Source organism: Rhodococcus sp. 06-470-2, assembly GCF_002258235.1.
Lineage (GTDB): Bacteria > Actinomycetota > Actinomycetes > Mycobacteriales > Mycobacteriaceae > Rhodococcoides.
On sequence record NZ_NOYB01000024.1, the window covers coordinates 168,359 to 187,983 of the forward strand.

At 63.9% G+C, this 19,625-nt stretch carries 18 protein-coding genes; 2 read left to right on the forward strand and 16 right to left on the reverse strand.

Annotation, left to right across the window (positions count from 1 at the left end; translation table 11 throughout):
• Position 1: 1 nt before the first annotated feature.
• Positions 2 to 1,039 carry a ketoacyl-ACP synthase III family protein gene (locus tag CH276_RS13375; protein ID WP_094630740.1) on the reverse strand — a complete coding sequence of 346 codons (1,038 nt, stop codon included), beginning with the start codon at positions 1,037 to 1,039 and terminating at the stop codon, positions 2 to 4.
• Entirely contained in the window at positions 1,036 to 2,271 is a 1,236-nt protein-coding gene (locus CH276_RS13380) for a sedoheptulose 7-phosphate cyclase (RefSeq protein ID WP_094630739.1), read from the reverse strand. Before CH276_RS13380 ends, CH276_RS13375 begins: the two co-directional genes overlap by 4 nt.
• Positions 2,272 to 2,440: 169 nt before the next feature.
• Here CH276_RS13380 and CH276_RS13385 point away from each other — a divergent pair, with 169 nt between their 5' ends.
• The gene (locus CH276_RS13385; protein WP_094630738.1) at positions 2,441 to 3,046 is read left to right on the forward strand and encodes a TetR/AcrR family transcriptional regulator; all 606 of its coding nucleotides are present in this window, start codon (positions 2,441 to 2,443) and stop codon (positions 3,044 to 3,046) included.
• 12 nt (positions 3,047 to 3,058) lie between these two features.
• Here the strand turns inward: CH276_RS13385 and CH276_RS13390 are convergent, their stop codons facing one another.
• Genes CH276_RS13390 through CH276_RS13430 form a run of 9 tightly spaced genes read right to left on the reverse strand, consistent with a single transcriptional unit; the run spans position 3,059 to position 12,378 of the window.
• The gene (locus CH276_RS13390) at positions 3,059 to 4,387 is read right to left on the reverse strand and encodes an aspartate aminotransferase family protein (protein WP_254924227.1); all 1,329 of its coding nucleotides are present in this window, start codon (positions 4,385 to 4,387) and stop codon (positions 3,059 to 3,061) included.
• Between the two features lies 1 nt (position 4,388).
• Positions 4,389 to 5,333: a choline kinase family protein gene (locus CH276_RS13395; RefSeq protein WP_094630849.1), complete on the reverse strand. Its 945-nt coding sequence runs from the start codon at positions 5,331 to 5,333 to the stop codon at positions 4,389 to 4,391.
• 7 nt (positions 5,334 to 5,340) lie between these two features.
• Complete coding sequence (locus CH276_RS13400) at positions 5,341 to 6,276, reverse strand: phosphotransferase family protein (protein ID WP_094630737.1); 936 nt, start codon at positions 6,274 to 6,276, stop codon at positions 5,341 to 5,343.
• Positions 6,273 to 7,682, reverse strand: a complete 1,410-nt coding sequence (locus CH276_RS13405; protein ID WP_094630736.1) for an amidase — start codon at positions 7,680 to 7,682, stop codon at positions 6,273 to 6,275. The genes CH276_RS13400 and CH276_RS13405 overlap by 4 nt, the downstream gene beginning before the upstream one ends.
• A 10-nt stretch (positions 7,683 to 7,692) precedes the next feature.
• A complete protein-coding gene (locus tag CH276_RS13410) occupies positions 7,693 to 8,484 on the reverse strand; it encodes an SDR family NAD(P)-dependent oxidoreductase (protein ID WP_094630735.1) in 792 nt (263 codons plus the stop codon).
• A 13-nt stretch (positions 8,485 to 8,497) separates the two neighbouring features.
• Entirely contained in the window at positions 8,498 to 9,766 is a 1,269-nt protein-coding gene (locus tag CH276_RS13415; RefSeq protein ID WP_254924225.1) for a M20 family metallo-hydrolase, read from the reverse strand.
• The gene (locus CH276_RS13420; protein WP_094630734.1) at positions 9,766 to 11,328 is read right to left on the reverse strand and encodes a sodium:solute symporter family protein; all 1,563 of its coding nucleotides are present in this window, start codon (positions 11,326 to 11,328) and stop codon (positions 9,766 to 9,768) included. The genes CH276_RS13415 and CH276_RS13420 overlap by 1 nt, the downstream gene beginning before the upstream one ends.
• A gap of 1 nt (position 11,329) precedes the next feature.
• On the reverse strand, positions 11,330 to 11,608 hold the full coding sequence (locus CH276_RS13425) for a hypothetical protein (protein WP_045199456.1): 279 nt from the start codon (positions 11,606 to 11,608) through the stop codon (positions 11,330 to 11,332).
• A 5-nt stretch (positions 11,609 to 11,613) separates the two neighbouring features.
• On the reverse strand, positions 11,614 to 12,378 hold the full coding sequence (locus CH276_RS13430; protein WP_052049432.1) for an inositol monophosphatase family protein: 765 nt from the start codon (positions 12,376 to 12,378) through the stop codon (positions 11,614 to 11,616).
• 244 nt (positions 12,379 to 12,622) lie between these two features.
• Between CH276_RS13430 and CH276_RS13435 the strand changes: the two genes are divergently transcribed.
• On the forward strand, positions 12,623 to 13,393 hold the full coding sequence (locus CH276_RS13435; protein ID WP_094630733.1) for a GntR family transcriptional regulator: 771 nt from the start codon (positions 12,623 to 12,625) through the stop codon (positions 13,391 to 13,393).
• 46 nt (positions 13,394 to 13,439) lie between these two features.
• On the opposite strand, the gene CH276_RS13440 is transcribed toward CH276_RS13435, so the two are convergent.
• The 5 genes from CH276_RS13440 to CH276_RS13460 form a co-directional block, all read right to left on the reverse strand.
• Positions 13,440 to 15,389 (reverse strand): primary-amine oxidase, encoded by a 1,950-nt coding sequence (locus CH276_RS13440; RefSeq protein ID WP_094630732.1) that lies wholly within the window; start codon positions 15,387 to 15,389, stop codon positions 13,440 to 13,442.
• Positions 15,386 to 15,763, reverse strand: coding sequence for a hypothetical protein (locus tag CH276_RS13445; protein WP_094630731.1), 378 nt, complete (start codon positions 15,761 to 15,763; stop codon positions 15,386 to 15,388). Before CH276_RS13445 ends, CH276_RS13440 begins: the two co-directional genes overlap by 4 nt.
• Positions 15,764 to 15,863: 100 nt before the next feature.
• Positions 15,864 to 17,489 carry a long-chain fatty acid--CoA ligase gene (locus tag CH276_RS13450; protein ID WP_094630730.1) on the reverse strand — a complete coding sequence of 542 codons (1,626 nt, stop codon included), beginning with the start codon at positions 17,487 to 17,489 and terminating at the stop codon, positions 15,864 to 15,866.
• A gap of 68 nt (positions 17,490 to 17,557) precedes the next feature.
• Positions 17,558 to 18,637, reverse strand: a complete 1,080-nt coding sequence (locus CH276_RS13455) for an alpha/beta hydrolase family protein (RefSeq protein ID WP_094630729.1) — start codon at positions 18,635 to 18,637, stop codon at positions 17,558 to 17,560.
• Positions 18,638 to 18,724: 87 nt separating this feature from the next.
• Entirely contained in the window at positions 18,725 to 19,609 is an 885-nt protein-coding gene (locus tag CH276_RS13460; RefSeq protein WP_094630728.1) for a tagatose-bisphosphate aldolase, read from the reverse strand.
• Between the last annotated feature and the right edge of the window lie 16 nt (positions 19,610 to 19,625).

Below are 19,625 nucleotides of genomic sequence, written 5' to 3' on the forward strand. Positions count from 1 at the left end.
TCTATCCCTTCGTGGTGTTGTCGTGGCCGGTGTACTCGACGACTGCGCATCCCCAGGTGAACCCGACGCCGATGCCGGTGAGCATGATTCGGTCACCGGGCTGCAGGGTTTCGGTGTGCCGGAGCAGGTCGAGGCCGAGCAACGGGTCGGCAGCACCGGTGTGGCCGATCTCGCGCCCGAGTTCGACCAGCGTCTGGTCGGGCTTGATCTTGAGAGGCTCGAAACACTGCTTGCGCAGCAGAACGTTGCCGAAGTTCGGGACGATCCACCTGCCGATCTCGCCGTGATGGGTCGCCGAGTCACCCAGTGCCGTTTCGGCACAACGGGACAGAGCCGCTGCGTTGCGGGACCAGAACTCGTCGATGGAGTGTGTCGCGGTGAAGCCCGCGACGCGTGCTCTCAGGTCGATGGGCCCTTCGGTGTCGTAGACCGGCATGTCCAGGCTGTCGAAGCCGCGGTGCATCTGTTCGAGGTGCGCATCGCTGACCACGGATGTCGACAGGATGCGGAACGGGCCGAGATCGGGGCCGACGACGGCGGCGGCCGCACCGTCGCCGTAGACGAGTCCGCTGTCGGACTTCCACCGGTCGAACAGCGGCATTCGCCATGCGTCGGACGCGGTCACCAATCCCTTGCCGCGTCCGTCGAACCAACGACCGATCATCTCCATGCCCACGATCGCGCCGGCACATGCGGTGCGGATCTCGATGGGCAGACAGTCGTCGATGCCGAGTTCGTTCTGGATGTACGCACCGCAGTTCCAGGCCTCCAGACCGTTGTGCAGAACGACAGCGTGTACCAGAAGATCGATCTCGTCAGTGTTGATTCCGCTGTCCTGCACCGCGGCTCGGCCCGCGAGGACGGCCATGTCCGGCGCGGACTCGCCGAGGTCGGGATTCGAGACCGCGACCGACGTCTGCCCGGTCTTCTGGTGCTCGACCGAGTCGAATCGCCCCGCCGCGACCATATCGGCCGCCTGCACTCGGCTTTCGGGTAGATAGGACCCGAAGCCCTCGATGTACAGGCTGTCCCACTTCATGACGCGACCTTCGTCACCGAGACTTCACCGTTGGCCAGCCCGGTGTTCTTGCGCGCGAGAAGAGTCAGCGCGGACGCGATCTCCTCGTTGGTCACATCGTTGGCGAAATGGTGTCCGCCGATACCGACGGGCAGCGGCAGTCGCTGACGTCCGTCTCGATGGCGGACGGTGTCTGCGAGTGCGGCGTCGAGCACGCCTGCGGTGGACAACACGTCGTTCCAGACGGGGAGGCCGAGCCGTTTCATCACCGTGAGAATTCGGTCCAGATCCTCTCTGCTGAGGCTTCCGCGCAGGAAACCCAGCGCGGAGGTGAGCGCCATGTCGATGCTGACGGCCTCGCCGTGCAGAAGAGCGGGCAGAGCCTCCATCTCGAGTGTGGGCGAGAACGTGTGGCCGTAGTCCACGCACCGTTCGAGGCAGGACTCCCACAGGTTGGGTTGAAGCTCCTCGAGCATGAGGTGGATCGATTCGGCAATGACCTGCCTTGCAGCAGTGTCGAGTTCGCTGGACGTACCTTGAAAATTGTCGGCGATCAGGCGTTGACCGTAGGTTTCGAGCAGCTCGAACAGGTCGACCGACTTGATCAACGCCATCTTCAGGATCTCGGCGAGACCGTTGGACAGGTGTCGGTCGTCGAGGGTGCGCAGGAATGAGCGGTCCACGTAGGTGGCGATGGCGGGGGCGTACGTTCCGAGGCGGTTCTTGCCCATGCCGTAGTTGACACCCGTCTTGACGCCCACTCCGGCGTCGACGAGACCGATCAAGGTGGTGGGAATCCTGATGTACGGAGTGCCGCGCCGATAGACACTCGCGGCGAATCCGACGACGTCGAGCAGCACGCCACCGCCGACGGCGATGACCGGCTCGCGTCGTCGGTCGATACCGAATCCGTTCATCGCGTCGACGACGCGGATGACCGAGCTCCATTCCTTCACCGTTTCGTCGGCGCGCATCGGCACGAACGACGCGGCCACCCCGTGGTGCTCGAAGTATCTCCTGATGCGGTCGCCGTGGATGCGATCGACATTGGAGTCGATCACGAGGAGGCGTCTGTCTCCCCGGGTCAGCGGTGCTGCGCTGCAGCCGGTCAACAGCTGGGCGTTTTCCGTCTCGAAAAGGTTCCGTGCGGCGATGACGTGGTACTCGACTTGCTTCACCGCCTCGACCTTCCACGCCGAGTCGGTGTCTGCGCTGTGACTGAGTCCGAGTTTGAATGAAGCGGCACTACGCATTTCGATCCCCCTGGACGGTGATATGCACTCTCGGGCTGTATTCGCTCTCTTCCGTGCGGCGCCGAACCGAAGTTCTTGCAGAAGCGTAAGGGATTCGCTTAGTGATCGCTACAGGAGTAGAGTAGATCACAGCTGAACAGAACTGTTGCGATGTGACACAGGAGGGCCTATGGCCGGCGTGCGAGGGCAGGGGCGCAAGTTCGATGTCGACTCTGCGCTGGACAAGGCGATGTTCGCCTTCTGGGAGCACGGGTACGAGGGCACCTCGGTGTCGATGCTGACCGGTGCCATGGGCATCAACCCGCCCAGTCTCTACAGTGCATTCGGCGGCAAGGAGGGGCTGTTCTTCGCAGCGGTGGACCGCTACCTCGCTACGCGCGGTGACTTCATGGCCCGGGCGTTCGCCGAGGAGCCGCAGGCCGCCAAGCTCATCTCACGGCTGCTGTACGACGCGGCTGTGCACTACACCGACGATTCGTGTCCGGGGGGCTGTCTGATCATCAGCTCGGCCGTCGGCGTCACCGACGCCAACCGAGGCATCGCAGATCGGTTGCGGGACATGCGCAATGCCAACGTCGCGCTGCTGTCGGAGCGCATTTCGGAGAACATCGCCGACGGCATCCTGCCCCCGTCATGGGAGCCCGTCGATATAGCGGAATTGATCGGTGTGATCATTCAGGGCATGTCCCAGCGCGCCCGGGACGGCGCAACGCGGGGTCAACTCGAACGAGTGGCCGACAGAACCTTGGCGTCGCTGGGCCCGACCGACGCCTGACAGACATTCGTTTCAGTCCACGACCGCCGTGAACATGTCGAGGAACAGGTCGACGTCCGCCGCCTCGATGGTCAACGGCGGTCTGATCTTCAACGTGTTTCCGTACAAGCCGGTGGCGGAGATCAAGACCCCGCGTTGCTTCATGCCGTTGACCACGCGCAGTGCCTCGGCCGGATCCGGTTCACCTGCTGGTCCGATGAATTCGACTCCGACGAACAACCCCGCACCACGGATGTCACCGATGGAATCGATACGAGGGGCAAGTCCTCGCAGGCCCGTCAGCATGCGCGAACCCATCGAGGCGGAGTTGGCGACCAAGTCCTCGTCGCGGATCACGTCGAGAACCGCCTGGGCCGCAGCGACAGTCACCGGATTGCCACCGAAGGTGTTGAAGTAGCGCAGGTCTCGTCCGAACGACTCGGCCAACGAACTCTGCATGACCAGTCCGGCAATGGGCATACCGTTGCCCATCGGTTTGCCCATCGTCACGATGTCGGGCAGCAAGCCGTGCCGCTCGAAGCCCCACATCGAGGCGCCAAGGCGCCCGAATCCCGGCTGCACCTCGTCGGCGATCAACAGCCCACCTGCGGCGTGAACGACGTCCGCTGCAGGCTTCAGGAACGGTGTCGGCTCCGGCAAGATCCCGTCGGAGGCGAAGATCGAATCGACCATCAGCGCAGCGAAACCGACACCGCTGCAGACCAAGTCGTCGATCTGTGCCTGCACCTTCTCGGCGAACCACGTGCCCGGATCGCCGTCCACCCGGTACGCATCCGGTGCCGGAACCGTCCGCACCCACTCCGCGTCGCGGACGGACGCCGGACCCATCGACGGCGAACACGCCGCCACATCCACGGTTCCACCGTGATATGCGCTTTCGGTGACGATGATGCCCTGACGGCCGGTCGCGTGCCGTGCGATCCGGAGAGCGAGGTCGTTCGCCTCGGACCCGGTACACGTGAACATCGTCGTGCTCAGGTTTTCCGGGAAAGTTCCGACCAGATCTTCTGCGTAGCCGATCACGGCCTCGTGCAGGTACCGCGTGTGCGTGTTGATCCTCGACATCTGCCGGGTGACGGCGTCGACAACCCGGGGATGGCAATGCCCCACGCTGGCGACGTTGTTGTACATGTCGAGGTACCGAGTGCCGTCGGCGTCGTAGACGTACACACCCTCGCCTCGTACCAGCTCGAGCGGAGACTCGTACATCAGGTGGTAGGCGGGCCCAAGGACGCGCCTCCGGCGTTCGACCAGATCGAGCGTGCGAGTGCTGAGCCCCACGGTCGAGGACGCATCGAATCCGTTGACGCTCAGGGCTCCGACGCGATCGAGAGTGGTCACCTCACAACCCCTGCAGCCAGAACGCCCAACGCGGATCCGCCATCTTCATCCTGGCGCGGGCGAGCTTCCAGGTTCCGTACTTGTGGTAGTCGAAATCCCATGCGGTGCTGAGCTTGTGGTTCATGCAACCCCACAGGCCCCACTTCACGTCCGCGAGCGCGCTGCACACCTGCACGCGAGAGATCATCGACCACTCGGCCTTGCCGTAGAACTCCTCGATCAATTCCATCGTCTGCTGCTCGCCGTAGAACATCTCGGTGATCATGACGGCGAGCTCGTAGGCGCGGTCGTTGTTGGATGCGAACTCGTAGTCCACCAGTTTCATCGGCATGCCGTCGCCGATGAGGATGTTTCCTGGCATCGGGTCGTTGTGACATGCAACCAGATCCAGGCCGGACGCCAGCATCGCGTTCTTCGCCTGCCCGTACTCGGCGAGGATCAGCTCTGCGTCGCGCGGCAACCGCACACCGAGTTCGGCAACCTGATCGAGGTGTTCGTCGATCATGTCGAAGATCGTCTTCGTGATGCTGAGCTTGCTTCCCGAATGAAGCACGCGATACACATCGATCATGCCCATCGGGATCTCGGGACGCTTGAGGTCGCCGTTGGTGCACGCCCGGTAGCCTTCCAGGAATTCGATCACCTCCACCCCGGTCACCGGATCGAACAGCACCACCTCCGGCCCGATGTCCAAAGCGCCTGCCCGGCGAGCGGCTTCGTTGGCCAGTGACCGGTCGATGAACGAATCCGTCCCGGCACCGGGGAGTTTCATGAAGTAGCGCTTGGGTTTCCCTTCGACGGTGATGCGCCAATTGCTGTTCATCAACCCTCCGGGTACCGGAGCGTAGGTGATGTTCAGGCCCTCCCACTCCGCAACGGCGGCCAGAGCCTTCTCCACCTGCCGTTCGGGCTCGGTTCGGGCAGATCCCAGTGCGATCTCGTTCATGGCCACCTCAGATATTCCGTACTCGGTCGTCGAAATGGGGGTCGCGCAATCCAGCCCGCGCTCTCAGGAACTGCCAGTCGGAGAACTTCGAATACTCCTGCGTGCCTGGCCTCATCGCGTCGGCATACGAGCCGATGAGGGCCCACCGCAGGGAGTCGGCGATGCCGTATACACGGGCGCGATCGAACAGCGCACTGTCGAACGATCCCCACATCATCTCGAACACCTCGCGTGCGTCGGTGTCGAACGGACGGATCTCCGCGAGCAAGGCACCGATGTCCTGCAACGGATCCATCAGCGCCGCAACGTCCCAGTCGACGAGCCGCATACCGCCGTCGTCGAGCATCAGGACATTGGAGACGTTGCCGTCGCCGTGGCAGGGGACCGCGTCGAACCCGGCACCGTCGATGCGGACTCGAGCAGGCGCGAGAGTCCGCAGCATCCAATCGAAGTCGGCCGGGAACAACCCCCCGACCTTGTCGACCAAACCGATCACGTGCGCCAGGTCCTCGAACACCGACGCACGTCTGGTGATTCCGCTGACCCGGTGAACGGATGTCCGCAGCGCCACCAGCTTCTCCACATTTGCGTCCTCGTCGAACAGATCGAGCGTTGCGGTCGAACACCGTCCGGTGAAGTCCTCCATGACCAGCACACCCGAGGCTGCGTCGGAGAAGAAGACTTTCGGTCCGATGCCCGCGTCGCCGGCCGCGGTCGCCGCCGAGAACGTCGCTGCGACATCGATGTAGTCGCGAGCGTGCGGTTCCGTCACTTTCACGTATGCGGCCGAGCCCGCGCCGGAGTCCGCAACCTCGGCCCGCGCCGAATACCGCTCGGAGTCCGCGCCCCACCAACTGGGGCTCGCCATGGTGGTACCTGGGTCCAACGTCAGGTTGCCCGTTGCCCAGATACCCAACTCGCTCAGTGTCTGCCGCACAGTCATCCCAGCACTCCGATCTTGTCAGCGGCCACAGCCGTCGGCCAGTTCATCTCGAATCCGCGTGCACCTTCGAGCCATTTCGTCAGCCTCAGCACCGCCTGGTCGGCGAACCGAGGTCCGACGACCTGTATCCCGACAGGCATGTGTCCGGCGAAGCCGAAACAGAGCGCCGAGGCCGGTTGCGCGGTCTGGTTGAACCATGCGGTGAAACTGCAGTGGCCCAACGGTTGTGCCGGGTCGAGCCCGACTTCCTCGGCACCGAAGCCCACTGTGGGAACGACCGGAGAAATGACGAAGTCGAATTCGGACGTCTGCGCCCGAACCGACTCCTGCGAGCGCATCACCGCGTCGGTATCTCGCGTGAACTGAGCGGCCGAATACTCCGCCGCCGCCGAGGCCCACTCCGCGACCGCGGGCAGTACCTGCGATCGACGACTCTCGGGAATGGCCTCCCACTCCGTGCGCGCACGAACCTGGAACAGGCGATCCAACGCCGGGTACGGATCCACGCCGAAGATCGGCGGCATGTCGGTGACCACGGCACCCGCTGCACTCAGTTGCATTGCGGCAGAACGCACCACGGCCTGTACGTCGTCGGAAACGGTGGGACCGTACCCCATGTCGAGCATGATGCCGATGCGAAGCCCGGCAGGAGCGAGAACCGCGTGTATGTCGGAGGTGTCCTCGTACGGCAGACTCCACGTGTCGCGTGGATCGGGCCTCGAGACAACGCCGTAGAGGTCGATGAGATCGTCGACGGTGCGCGCCATCGGACCGGCCGATCGCATGGTCGACGGAGCAGTGTGCGGAATGCGGCCCTGCGTCGGCTTCAATGCAACGAGCCCGCAGTGTCCCGCAGGCAACCGCACCGACCCGGCGATATCGGAACCGACAGAACCGAACCCGATGCCCGACGCCAGCGACGCACCTGCACCGGCACTGGATCCACCGGTGTTGCGCGAAGGGTCCCAAGGATTGCGGGTGATTCCGTACAGCGAGCTGACGCCGGCTGCCATCATCCCCATGTCCGGCATCGTGGTCTTGCCGACGATGACAGCACCCGCTTCCTTCAGCCGGGCGGCCGGCGGCGCGTCGACCGTGGACATCGGCAGGTCCGCATTCGCGGCGACGCCGTGCCGCCACGGCATCCCGATCGCATGGACGCTGTCCTTGATCGTCACCGGAATCCCGTCCAGGCCTCCTCGGGCACGGCCGGATACGAGTCGGTCGGTCGCGGCCGCCGCGGCTGCACGGGCACCCGACTCGTCCACGTACGCCATCGCATTGATCACGGGGTCGGTCGCCGACAGATGCTCCAGCGTGGCGTCGAGCAACTGCACGGGAGTGAGCTCACCGGTGCCGAATGCCGCACGTATCTCGGCGACGGTTTTGGTCAACATGGGATTCATCGCGTGCCTTTCATGCCGATACCGCGGTTACCGCCGGTACGACCGGAGTGCCGACGAGCCAGCCGCCGTCCACGGCCACGATCTCTCCGCAGATGTGGTCCGAGAGCGACGAGGCCAGGAACAGCACGGTGTCGGCGATGTGCTGCGGATCTGCCCACTTGCCGTTGGGCGTCTGCCCCTCCAGAGCAGCGCGGATGGACGCGTCGTAGATCGCGGTCATGTCGGTCTCGACGAAGCCGGGCGCAACGCCGTTGACGTTGATTCCCATCGGTGCATAGTCGATGCCGACCTGCCGAGTGAAGTTGACCATCGCTCCCTTCGCCGCGCAGTACCCGGCAAATCCTGGATTGGCCCGCAGGCCGCTGATCGACGCGACGTTGACGACCTTGCCGCCCCGCCCGGCGTCGACCATGTGCCGTATCGCCGCTCGGGTGCAGAAGAACGTCCCGTCCACGTTCACTGCGAAAAGTGACCGCCACGCATCGTCGGTCGTGTCGAGGACCGTTCCGGCACTGAGCACTCCGGCGTTGTTGACGAGGATGTCGATGCCCGATCGGCCCGCGACGTCCGCGAAGACCGCGTCGACCTGCCGGGAATCGGAGATGTCCAGCAGGACGGACTCGGCGGTGCCTCCCGCAGCGCAGATCAGATTCGATGTCGATGCGCCGTCGGTGCGGAGTGCGTCGCTGCGGTCGGCGATCACCACGTTCGCGCCGGCCGCCGCCAAAGTGGTCGCGACTGCGCGTCCGATGCCGCGGGACCCGCCTGTGACCAGTGCAGTCTTGCCGCTCAAATCGATCATCTGGCTCTGCTTTCTATGCTCGAGTGCGGCTGGTGGCGGCGAGTTCGGAAGATCGGCCGACTCCGATATCGCCGCGGACCATGCGCGCGACCGTCTCGGCGAGCATTTTCACGCCGTCGAGCAGGTCGCTGTCGTGGGTCAGTTCTTTCTCGCTGTGCGAGATTCCGTCGACGCTGGGGACGAACAGCATCACCGTCGGGACGACGTCCTTGAGGTTCACCGAGTCGTGGCCGGCCATCGTGAGCATCCGTCGGGACGACAATCCGAGTGCCTCGGCTGCCTCCTCCGCCAGTTCGACGCCGTCGATCTGGTAGCTCGTGGACGGCCGTAGCGCCGAGGTGTCGACGCTGACCCGCACCTCCCCGTCGGTGTTGACGGAATCGATTGCTGCAAGGAGCTTCTCGTGGGCCTGCTCGAGAACCTCGGGATCGGAGGACCGGATGTCGATGGCCATGGTGACCTTCGACGGCACGACGATGGGGGAGTTGGGTTCGACATCGAACTCGCCGACCGAGGCCAGCAGCGCCTCCTGCGGGAACTGCTTGGTGAGTTCGCGGGTGGCGAGCACGATGCGCGATGCGCCGACCAACGCGTCGTGACGCAGGGCCATATGAGTTGCGCCGGTGTGCGACTGCTCGCCGTGCACGGTGATCGAGTACTTCCGTGCGGCCCAGTTGGCGGTGACGATTCCGATCGTCGTGCCCGTGTCCGCGAGAATGGGGCCCTGTTCGATGTGGATTTCGGCGTAGGACGCGGCCTCGGGTGCATCGTCGTTGCCGTGAAACCCGATATTGGACAGAGCATCCCGCACGCTGACGCCATTGCGATCGGTGACCTTCAGGATGTTCTCGGCGTCGAACTTGCCGATGAAGACCCCGCTTCCCATGAGGCTGGGCGAGAAACGGGAACCTTCCTCGTTGAACCAGTTCACCACCGCGAGGTTGAATTGTGGAGCGACCGAGCCCCGTTCGACGCATTCCGAGACCTCGTACGCGGCGTGTGCCGCGGCGAGGACCCCGTAGGCCCCGTCGTACTTTCCGGCCGTGGGCTGACTGTCGAGATGCGAGCCGACGAGGACGTACGGTGCGCCGGGAACCAACTCGACGGTGCCGTACATGTTTCCCACCGCGTCGACGGTGGTGGTGAAGCCGTGCCGGTCGAACCAGTCGGCAAGGAACCGCCTGGTTCGACCGTCGTTCGCGGTCGCTGCCTCGCGGTGCACGCCGCCGGCGGCGGTGGCACCGAACTGCGACATCGCGGCGAAATCGTCGAGAAAGGTCACTAGATCTTCTCCGGTGCGGGGTTGGCGGCCAGTTCTTCGATCCGGTCCTCGAAGGACAGGTCGACCGGTGCTGTGCGGGTAGGACGCTTGCCGACCGCGAACATCTCGTCGACGCGTGCCTTCTCCTCGGCCGTGATTCCGGTGACCTTGGAGACGATGAGGAAGACGGCCAGGTTGACGGCCATGCCGACGACTCCACCGGTGAGGCTGCCCAGTCCGACGATGTCGTCGGGGAAGATCGCGGTGAGCACCAGGGCGACGGTGAAGCCGGAGATCATTCCGGCGACTGCGCCCTTACCGTTGCCGCCTCGCCAGAAGATGCCGAGGAACAGTGGAATGGCAAGCTGCACAACGCCTTGGTACGAGATCTGCGCGAGGAGTTGTAGGCGCGTCATGTTGAAGGTGGCGTAGGCGACGATGGCCGCCGCTGCCATGAACGCGAGCATGCTCGTCTTGGCCACCTTGGTGAGTTGGCTGTCGGAGAGTTTGCGCTTGTCGGAGTTGACGATGTCGTTGGCGATCTGCAGTCCGCAGACCTGCACGCTGCCGTCGATGTGGCCCATGGATGCGGCGAACACCATGGTGGCGGCGAGTCCCAGAAGCCACGTCCCACCGTAGCTCTCGGCGATGGTGAACCAGCCGGTCTGCGGTGAATCGGCGACGGCGGGAATGACCGTGCCTGCGATACCGACGAGCATGAGCAGTGAGTAGAAGACGCCGGAGATCAGCACGGTGCGGATGGTGCCGGACTTGACTGCCCGGACACTGGATGCGGTGTAGATCCGCTGAAAACTCGTCGGCCAGCAGAGGGATCCGACGACACCGGTGAAGATGAGGGCGAAGAGGTAGAACGGGCCGTAGGAGTCGCCGTCGCCGGGGACGCGGAGATACTGGTCGGCGACGTCTCCCAGAGTCGAGAAGCTGATCGGGCCGCCGGCGACACCGGAGAGCAGGATCAGGCAGAGTGCTGCGGAGAAGACATACGCGACGATGCCTTGGAACATGTCGGTCATGATCAACCCGCGCATGCCCATCTTGACGGTCCAGTACTGACGGATGACGATGACGGCCAGGCCGACGAACAGGCACGTGGTGACCGACCATGCTCCGGCACTGGCGATCTGGAAGACCTCACCGAGTGCCTGCATACCGAGTACCACCCAGGGGAAGAGCGAGACGATACCGATGACGCTGGCGACGATCTTGGTGCCGCGCGAGTTGAAGCGCAGGCCGAGCAGGTCGGGCTGTGAGCGGAGGTTGTACTTCGCTCCCCATCGCCAGGCGCGGGTGGCCATGAAGTACATCATGGCGACACCGAGGCTGGAGTAGGCGAGGCCGTACATGCCGAATACGCCTGCGCCGCTGGCGAGTCCGAAGAACGCGATGAATACCGAACCCGGCCACCACGAGTTGACGTAGCTCATTGCGACGTACCAGGGGCCGTAGCTGCGACCGCCCACCGAGTACTCGTCGAACGTCGGGGAGGTCTTCTGTTGGGTGGTGTACAGAATGAAGATGACGACGGCGTAGAAGACGCCGAGCATTCCCAGCATGATCAACATGTCATTCTCCAGTCAGCGGTGCGGTAGCGGGGAGGAGGTCCTCGTCGAGTTCGCCTCGGATGTCCTCGACGATGTAGAGGCCCCACAGGGTCAGTCCGAGCACGACCCCGTTGATCAGCCAGTACATGATGGCGAACGGGATACCGAGGATTTCGTAGCGAATTCCGCTGCCCCACATGTAGAGCGGTGGGAACAGTGCGAAGAGCAGAGCGAGAGCGTAGGTACCGCCGAAGAACGTCATGATGCTCTTTCGGCTCAGGCCGCGAATGTACTCTTTCATGTGCGTCATCCTTGGTTGACTATTTTGAGAACCGAGTCGTGAATTACGCCGTTGGTCGCAATCCCGTTGCCTTTGTCGAAGTCTCGCGCTCCGTCGAGCGAGGTGAAGGTGCCGCCGGCTTCCTCGATGATCACCGGCATGGGGGCAAGATCGTAGATCTGCGTCGTGTAGTCGACCACGGCATCGGCCTGTCCGCTCGCGACCATCATGTAGCCGTAGGCGTCGCCCCAGGTGCGCAGTACGGCACCCGTGGCGTGGAGGTCGACGATGGTATCCGGGTGCCAGTCCTCGAGCCAGGTTGCCATCACGTAGGCACCGTCGAGATCGGTCCTGCTCGAAACATGCACCTGCTCACCATTTTTCCAGCACCCTTTGCCGCGCTCGGCGTGCATGAGGATGTCGACGCTGGGTAGGTTGATGGCACCGAAGACGATCTCGTCGCCTTCCTCGATCGCAATCAGGTTGGCGTACAGAGGAACTCCGTGCACGAACGATTTGGTGCCGTCGATCGGGTCGACGATCCAGCGGTAGTCGGAGGTGCCGCCGGTTTCACCGAACTCCTCTCCGAGAAAGCCGTCGGTGGGGAAGTGCTCGGCGACGCCGGCTCTGATGTGCGTCTCGATATCGCGATCCGCCTGTGTAACAGGGGAACCGTCCTGTTTCTGTTCGACGGTGAGGCCTGAAGTGTCGAACCAGCGACGAGCGATCTCGCCCGCCGAGCGGGCGAGCTCCACGCCGAGAGCGGCGCGTGCCGACCTGGAATCCTCCACGGTGTTGCACCCTTCGGTAGATGTTGCGTTCTCGGGTAGGTGCAACGATGGGCGTAGACCATTTCTGGTTTTCTCGTCGATACGTGAACGTCGTGTAACGCATGACCTGGTTGCGGGTCATAGGACACCCGCCGTGTTAATCGTGCGTTAATGCCCAGGTCGAGGGGTGTTGCGCGGGCCTGATTGAAGATTGAATGGACACCACAGTCATTCCAGGAGAAATCGAGGTGGTCCGGTGCTGTTGATGGAACAGACGCACGCGGCGCTTCTTCGGCTGGCGGCGGAGCTCGAATCGCGCTCCGTTGCCCGGTTGCCTCCCGAACGCGAACTGGCCGAGCGGCTCGGCACGTCGCGGACGACACTGCGCAAAGCGCTGGATCTCCTCGAACGCGACGGTGTCATCCGACGGACGAAGGGTAGGGCAGGCGGTGCCTTTCTGACCTCGGTGACACCGGGTTCGTCCTCGCCGGAAAGTGCGCAGTCCCTCTGTCAGAGCCGGCGACTGCTCCGAAGCCTCAACACCGTCAAGGGCGTCCCACAGATGCTGCACGAGCAGGGATTTCGAGACGGGACCAAAGTCATCTCGGCGCGCATCGCCGAGCCGAGCCCGGAGGCGGCGCAGGTCCTGGGAGACGGACCGGTGGTATCGCTGCTGCGCCTGCGCTTCGCTGACGGCGACACGCTGTCGCTCGAGCAGATGTATCTCAGCGACAGCATCTGTGGCCGAGTTCTGGAGACTCGGTTGGACTCGGTGTACGAGGCTCTGCGTACCCGGCTCGGCGTATCGGTCTGCATGGCAGACGAATCCATCGAACTGGCGACGATCAGTGCGCCCGCGGGCTCGCTGCTCCGCCAACCCGAGGGAACACCCATCCTGAAACTCGAACGCATCGGATACGACCAGTCCGAACGACCCGTCGAATATTCCGTCGACCTGTTCCGAGCCGATCGAACGCGATTGAGTGTGCGCACCTCGTCGCTGGTGAGTGCCTCGGTCACCGAGACTGCGACCTAGACGCGTAGGCCCGGAGACCGCGGTCCCCGGGCCTGGACGCGGACAATTACTCGTTGCAGCAATGCCCGGCGGGCTTCGGCGTCTCCGGTGCCAGATCCAGCATCGGATTGCCGTCGAAGAATCCCGTGGGCTTGAGGTGCAGACTCACATGACTGACCGGCATCACCGGCCAATCCTCGGGGCGCACCACATGGTGTGCAGAGATCGTGGGCCAGATGACCAGGTCGGCGTTCTCGAGGGAACGGTCACCGCTCGTGTACTTCACCAGCCCGTCGGGTCCCGGATTCTGGGCCACGTACTCACCGGCCGCATAGCGCTCCCGTTCTGCGTACGGCGTCGCCCACAGGTGCTTGGTGGCGAACCCGCCTCGGCGAGCCTGCTGCGAACCGGGCTGTGCCAGAGGCAGAGCGACCGCACCGGACGGCTCGATCTTGTACCCGATGTGCCCACCGAGCTTGTTCATCTTGTCCGCGTTGGCAATCAACCAGGAACGAGCCCGGAGTGGATCGGCGACGCGCTGCGCCTGCGATTCGGTGACGAGATGGCGCTTGGTCTGACGCCAGGCGTTGCCGTGGGGATTGTCCGGCCCGGCGGGGACGGCCTCGGCTTCGAGCTCGTAGAGGTTGTTGCGTGCCCCATCCACGTTCATGTCCAAACGCACACTGAAGAAGTGTTGATGATGCGGCCCATAGAGACCGGGCGCGACAAGAGTGCCGAACTCGGGGACCTGGCCCGGCTCGATGGCACCGGTGGAGATGATGCCGGTCAGCTTGATCTCGAACTCGATGGACCCGTCGAGATACAGATGCCAGTAGAAGCCGTAGTCGTAGTTGCCCACGGTGGCGAAGAACGACACCACGAGACGACGGTTGCGTCGGACCTGGCCTACGTTGTCGCGAAAGTCGGTGTGCTTCCAGCCGATGCTGTAGTCCTCCTCGTGCATGCAGATCGCGTTCGGAAGTTCGATCGGCTGACCGTCCTGATCGTTGACGTACGCGTCGAAATAATGGATCTCGCCGAGGCAATCACAGCCCAGCTGAAGCGAATTGGCGAGAACGCCGAGCCCGTACTCGCCCTCGTCGAACACGTTCTTGTTCCACTGGCTGTCACCCGGATCGCCGTACGGTACGTACATTTCCGACAGCGACGCCCGATGGATGACCGGGCGTAGAGTTCCGCGATCGACGTATCCGACATCGTGCAGCACGAGACCCTCCCGCGGCGTGAAGCCAACGCGCAAGCGCCAATTCGCCCACTCGACGTAATGGCCGTCCACCGTGAACGACGGACCGTCGGGTTGAGTGATCTCGATCTTCTTCATCGATGCCCGCTGCTGCGCGAACTCCGGGACGTTGCCGGGACGTTCGTAGAATCCGGGTAGGTAGTTGCCTGGCGTGTCTGGGATGGGGACGACGCCGGTATCTGCGACGTCGACGACCTCCATCGTGTCCATATCGACCGTCACGACGAGGTTCTCGACGGGCCGCGCGTAGCCGTTCTCCTGCGCTTCGCTTCGTACGAACGTCAGTGGCCGGGCGAGGCGTCGACCGCCGGGGTTGTCGCCCGCCATGGTGTGGCCGCTGGCCCACTTGTCCACCATCGCCAGCGAGAAGTCGGTGACACCACGCTTGACCATTGCCGCCTGCCAGCGCGGGTCGGCCTTGATGACATCCTCGCAGCGAAGGAATTCCTCCAGCGTGATGGGCGGCTGGGCGTCGGCGATCTCGGTGTAGCTGATCAGGGCGTCGTGGGTGAGCGAGACAACGGCCTCGAAAGTGGCATGGGCGTCACGGTCACGCAGGACGACGAATGCTCGACGGTCCGTATCCGAATGCTGGAGATCCGTTTTCGTCGGCTCCAGCAGTTCGATGTAGACGAAGCGTGCAGCGGAGGTCAGGTTCCGCTCGCGAACGACTATCGCCGACGTCCTCGAAATCTCCTGCGGGCTCAGCGGTTCGAGGGGATGAACTACAACGGGCGCAAAGGTATCGGTCATCGAGGCTCCTGCAGTCGGTGATGGAGAAGTTCCGGCGGAATGCCGCGCGTGCGAACGAAAACCACGACGGCGGCGAGCGTGAGTTCGACCGCCGCGAGAATCGAGGCCGCGGAGGCACCGCTGACAGCGTCGGTCACGACAGGCTGATGGTGCCCTGATGGACTGGAGGCATGTGCAAGCAGCATGACGGCACTCGATGCCGCCATCACTACCCACGCGCGATTGTTCGTCGACCGCCACAGATCGGCGGCGCACACAACGCACACCACCGCCATGGCGGTCACCAACATGCCCGACGCGCCGCCGCCGCCCATTCTCAGATGCAGAACGGCCGATATCACCGCGAGTGCCGATGCACAACGGTTGATCAACACAGTTCGCCACTTCCCGCCGTCGCTGTCCGTTACGACGCTAGGGGTAGACCATTACTGGTATTCGCAGTTCGCGTGAGGAACGTGTAACTCACCGAACGGATCAGACCAGCTCGATGACCTCCAATGCACCGTCGGCATGGGAACTCCGCAGCCTCTTCTTGTCGTATTTGCCGACACTGGTTTTCGGGACCTCGTCGATGAATGTCCACCGCTCCGGCAGCTGCCAATGCGCGACACGACTGTCGAGGAATTCCTTCAACTCCTCGGCCGTCACCGACGCCCCCTCGCGAACGACGACGGCCACCAACGGGCGCTCGTCCCACTTCGGATCGGGCACACCGATGACCGCGGCCTCCCGCACGGCCGGATGTCCCATCACCTGGTTCTCGAGCTCGACCGAGGAGATCCATTCGCCACCGGACTTGATGATGTCCTTCGAGCGATCGGTCAGGCGCAGGTACCCGCCCTCGGAGATCGTTCCCACGTCACCGGTGCGCAGCCAACCGTCGTCGAACTTGTCGTCGGCGTCGGCGTGGTAGTAGCTGCCGGTGATCCACGGGCCACGCACTTCGAGTTCCCCGACGGTCGCACCGTCCCATGGCAACACCGTGCCTGCATCGTCGACGAGTCGCGCCCGGACTCCGGCGACGAATCTGCCTTGCGTACAGCGCAAGTCGAATTCGTCCTCCGGCGACAGGCCCGCATCGGGCTTGCCCGAGGTGCCCAGTGGGGAGGTTTCGGTCATGCCCCACGCCTGAGAGATGTGCACTCCGTACTTCTCGTGGAACGCCCGCATCAGGCTCGGGGGGCACGCGGCACCACCGACCACCACGTCACGCAGGCTCGACAGATCCGCCGGGTGCTCGTCGAGATGAGCGAGCAGGGCCTGCCAGATGGTCGGAACCGCTGCTGCGGCCGTCGGACGCAGCGTCAACATCATCTCCGCCAGCGGTGCCGGCTGCAGAAACCTGTCGGGCATGATCAGCGACGCACCGACCATCAAGGCGGCGTACGGCAAGCCCCACGACATCGCGTGGAACATCGGCACGATGGCCAATACCCTGTCGGACTGCGCAATCGCCATCGCATCGGTCATACACGCTTGCATCGAGTGCAGGTAGATGGAGCGGTGCGAGTACACCACGCCCTTGGGATCACCGGTGGTGCCCGACGTGTAACACATTGCGGCAGCTGATCGTTCGTCGAGCTCCGGCCAGTCGAACTCCTCCGGCTTGCCTCCGAGCAGGTCCTCGTAGCCGAGCACCTCGATACCGTCGGGTGCGGTGACCTGCGCCGGATCGACGCCGACGACGATGAGGTGCCGCACGGTCTCGAACGTCGGCAGCAACGGCGTCAACAGGGGGAGCAGACTTGCGTCGGCGATGATGACCTGGTCCTCGGCATGGTTGACGATGTAGGTGAGCTGCTCGGGAAAGAGCCGAATGTTCAGTGTGTGCAGCACAGCGCCCATCGCTGGAATCGCCATGTAGGCCTCCATGTGCGGGGCGTTGTTCCACATGAACGTTCCGACGCGCTGATCGTCGTCGATGCCGATCGACCGCAGACCGTGCGCCAGTTGCGCTGCCCGCCTGCCCAATTCCCCGAAGGTCACCGTGGTCGGACCGGTGTCGGTCCAGGTGGTGATCTCGGCCGAGGAGTGAATGGACGTCCCGAATCGAACCAGCTGGCCGATGGACAATGGGGTGTCCTGCATGGTGCTCTTCATCGATCTCGCTCCTGAAGTCTCGGCATACACATCGTTGTGCTGCGCGTCACACCATGCACGATACGGACTTACTCGGACGCGTGGTCTCGGGTACCTCGGATTCGTGCGTCGACCTCGCGAACGATGTCCTGAAAGATCTCCGACGCGGGGTCGATGACGGCGAAATGGCCCCCAGGTCCTTCGATCGAGGCGACCGAATCCGGGCCGGCCGACGCGGCGGCGTAGTACGCCCGGCTGATCTCGAGCAGATTGGGGTCGTCGTCGAGTGCACTCACCACAAGCTGCGGGACGCCGAGCGGAAGCCTCGAGATGGGCGACGATTTCTCGTACGTCTCCTGCGCACCGGCGAATCGTGCGCCGATCGCGTTCGACACTGCCCCTTCGCCGAGCCACCGCTCGTCCCCGACCCGCAGATCGAGTACCCCGGCCAGACTCACTGCGAGAGCGGGTGTCCCTGGCTTTCCTGAGGAATCGGCCGCGGCTCGCAGTGCGAGTTGACCGCCCGCCGAATGGCCGAACAGAACTACCTGAGACAGATCCAGATCGCCGGGTGCCGTCTCCAATGCTGCGAGCGCGGACGCGACATCGTCGGTCATCACATCCCAGCCGTGTTCGTCGGGTCGACGGTATTCGATGTTCCAGGTGGCATAGCCACGTGCCGTCAGATCGACGGCCATCGCGTCCATCAGATCGAATTCCCATCGCGAACGCCAATACCCACCGTGGATCAGCACGGCGACAGGGAACGGACCGTCGCTCTCGGGCACCCGCAGCTCGACGCGTTGTTCCGGGTGATCCCCGTAGGACAGGATCGTTCCGGGGTGGAAGCGGTGGAAATACACGCTGTCGATCGCGAATCGCAGACCGTCGAGTCCACGGCCGCGAATATGAGTGCGTATGCCCGGTGATCTGTCCGGAGTGCACTGACCCAGATCGACCCGAACTGCACTGCTGTACGGCGACGTATCGATCGGGATTCCGTCACCTGGAACGACGATCGCCTCGTCGGAACTGGTTGCGGCATCGCCGATTTCACCGGTCAGGCCACGAGCAGCGAGAGCCCGGTTCGCCAGTTCCTCCGCCGTCGCTAGATCGGCGAAGACTCCGGGAGCGGCAACGATATGGATGTGTCTCGAAACGTCGGTCATGGGTTCACGCTACCCAGAACGGCGTCGACCGAGCCCGGGACGGTGCGTCCGGACTCGGTCGAAGAACGTGCAGTCGAAGAATGCGGATCAGTTGTCGACGGCCTCGTTCAGTTCGCGCAGGCGGGGGAGTGCGCGGTTGGTGAGCAGGTCCTCGCGGGTCGCGGCGGAGACGGCCATGCTGTCCTTCCACAGTGACCGGCCGGCCATCGCGCCGCGCGCGCCGTTCGCTACAGCGACGCGTACCTGCTCGATGAACGTCTCGTGGTCGACGCCTGCCGAGAGCACTGCCCACGGAACACCCTGTGCCGCTTCGGTAACGGCGGCGCAGGCCTCGGCGGAGCCGGGGTAGGGGAGCTTGAGGACCTTGGCACCGCATTCGACCGAGATGCGGGTGGAGTCGGCGATGATCTTGCCGAAGCCTGCCTTGTAGTCCTCGTCCGATTCGCCCTCGAGCTTGTAGGTCAGGATTTCGACGATGAGCAGCAGGCCTTCGGCGGAGCAGGCCTTGACGAGGTCGCGAATCTCCTCGGCGACACGGGAATCGACGCCCTGCCGTTCGGGACGCATGTAGAAGAGCATCTTGGCGACATCGCCACCCAGGTCGCGTACGACGCGCGGGGTGACGCCGTCGACGTACCGGGTGTAGCGCAGGCCGTCGGTCTCCTCGAAGCCCGAGGCGTCCATGCCGACCACCAGCGCGGTGCCCCGCGAGAGCACACCCTCGTCGACGATCTTGGGCAGTGCGACTTCCGGGTCGAGCAGGATCGCCGGGGCGTGATTGCCGAGGTAGCGAACCAGATCGGCCTTGGCGTCGGCGAGCTGCTCGAACGTGACCGAACCGGGCCCGTCGGGAGCGTCCGTCATGACCGCCTTCATGCCGTTGCGTTGATCTCCTGCGACGATGAGCATGTTGCCGTCGGCGGTGGAGATGGCGGCCATTCCGCGACGTTCGAGTGTGGTCAGTTCGTTCATTGTTTTCTCCTGGTGC

What these genes read in the sequence shown, in the direction of transcription:
- CH276_RS13425 (WP_045199456.1), bottom strand. Translation starts at nt 11,608, where the DNA reads ATGAAAGAGTACATTCGCGGCCTGAGCCGAAAGAGCATCATGACGTTC.
- CH276_RS13420 (WP_094630734.1), bottom strand. Translation starts at nt 11,328, where the DNA reads ATGTTGATCATGCTGGGAATGCTCGGCGTCTTCTACGCCGTCGTCATC.
- CH276_RS13440 (WP_094630732.1), bottom strand. Translation starts at nt 15,389, where the DNA reads ATGACCGATACCTTTGCGCCCGTTGTAGTTCATCCCCTCGAACCGCTG.
- CH276_RS13400 (WP_094630737.1), bottom strand. Translation starts at nt 6,276, where the DNA reads ATGACTGTGCGGCAGACACTGAGCGAGTTGGGTATCTGGGCAACGGGC.
- CH276_RS13375 (WP_094630740.1), bottom strand. Translation starts at nt 1,039, where the DNA reads ATGAAGTGGGACAGCCTGTACATCGAGGGCTTCGGGTCCTATCTACCC.
- CH276_RS13460 (WP_094630728.1), bottom strand. Translation starts at nt 19,609, where the DNA reads ATGAACGAACTGACCACACTCGAACGTCGCGGAATGGCCGCCATCTCC.
- CH276_RS13385 (WP_094630738.1), top strand. Translation starts at nt 2,441, where the DNA reads ATGGCCGGCGTGCGAGGGCAGGGGCGCAAGTTCGATGTCGACTCTGCG.
- CH276_RS13395 (WP_094630849.1), bottom strand. Translation starts at nt 5,333, where the DNA reads ATGAACGAGATCGCACTGGGATCTGCCCGAACCGAGCCCGAACGGCAG.
- CH276_RS13405 (WP_094630736.1), bottom strand. Translation starts at nt 7,682, where the DNA reads ATGAATCCCATGTTGACCAAAACCGTCGCCGAGATACGTGCGGCATTC.
- CH276_RS13410 (WP_094630735.1), bottom strand. Translation starts at nt 8,484, where the DNA reads ATGATCGATTTGAGCGGCAAGACTGCACTGGTCACAGGCGGGTCCCGC.
- CH276_RS13455 (WP_094630729.1), bottom strand. Translation starts at nt 18,637, where the DNA reads ATGACCGACGTTTCGAGACACATCCATATCGTTGCCGCTCCCGGAGTC.
- CH276_RS13380 (WP_094630739.1), bottom strand. Translation starts at nt 2,271, where the DNA reads ATGCGTAGTGCCGCTTCATTCAAACTCGGACTCAGTCACAGCGCAGAC.
- CH276_RS13450 (WP_094630730.1), bottom strand. Translation starts at nt 17,489, where the DNA reads ATGAAGAGCACCATGCAGGACACCCCATTGTCCATCGGCCAGCTGGTT.
- CH276_RS13435 (WP_094630733.1), top strand. Translation starts at nt 12,623, where the DNA reads ATGGAACAGACGCACGCGGCGCTTCTTCGGCTGGCGGCGGAGCTCGAA.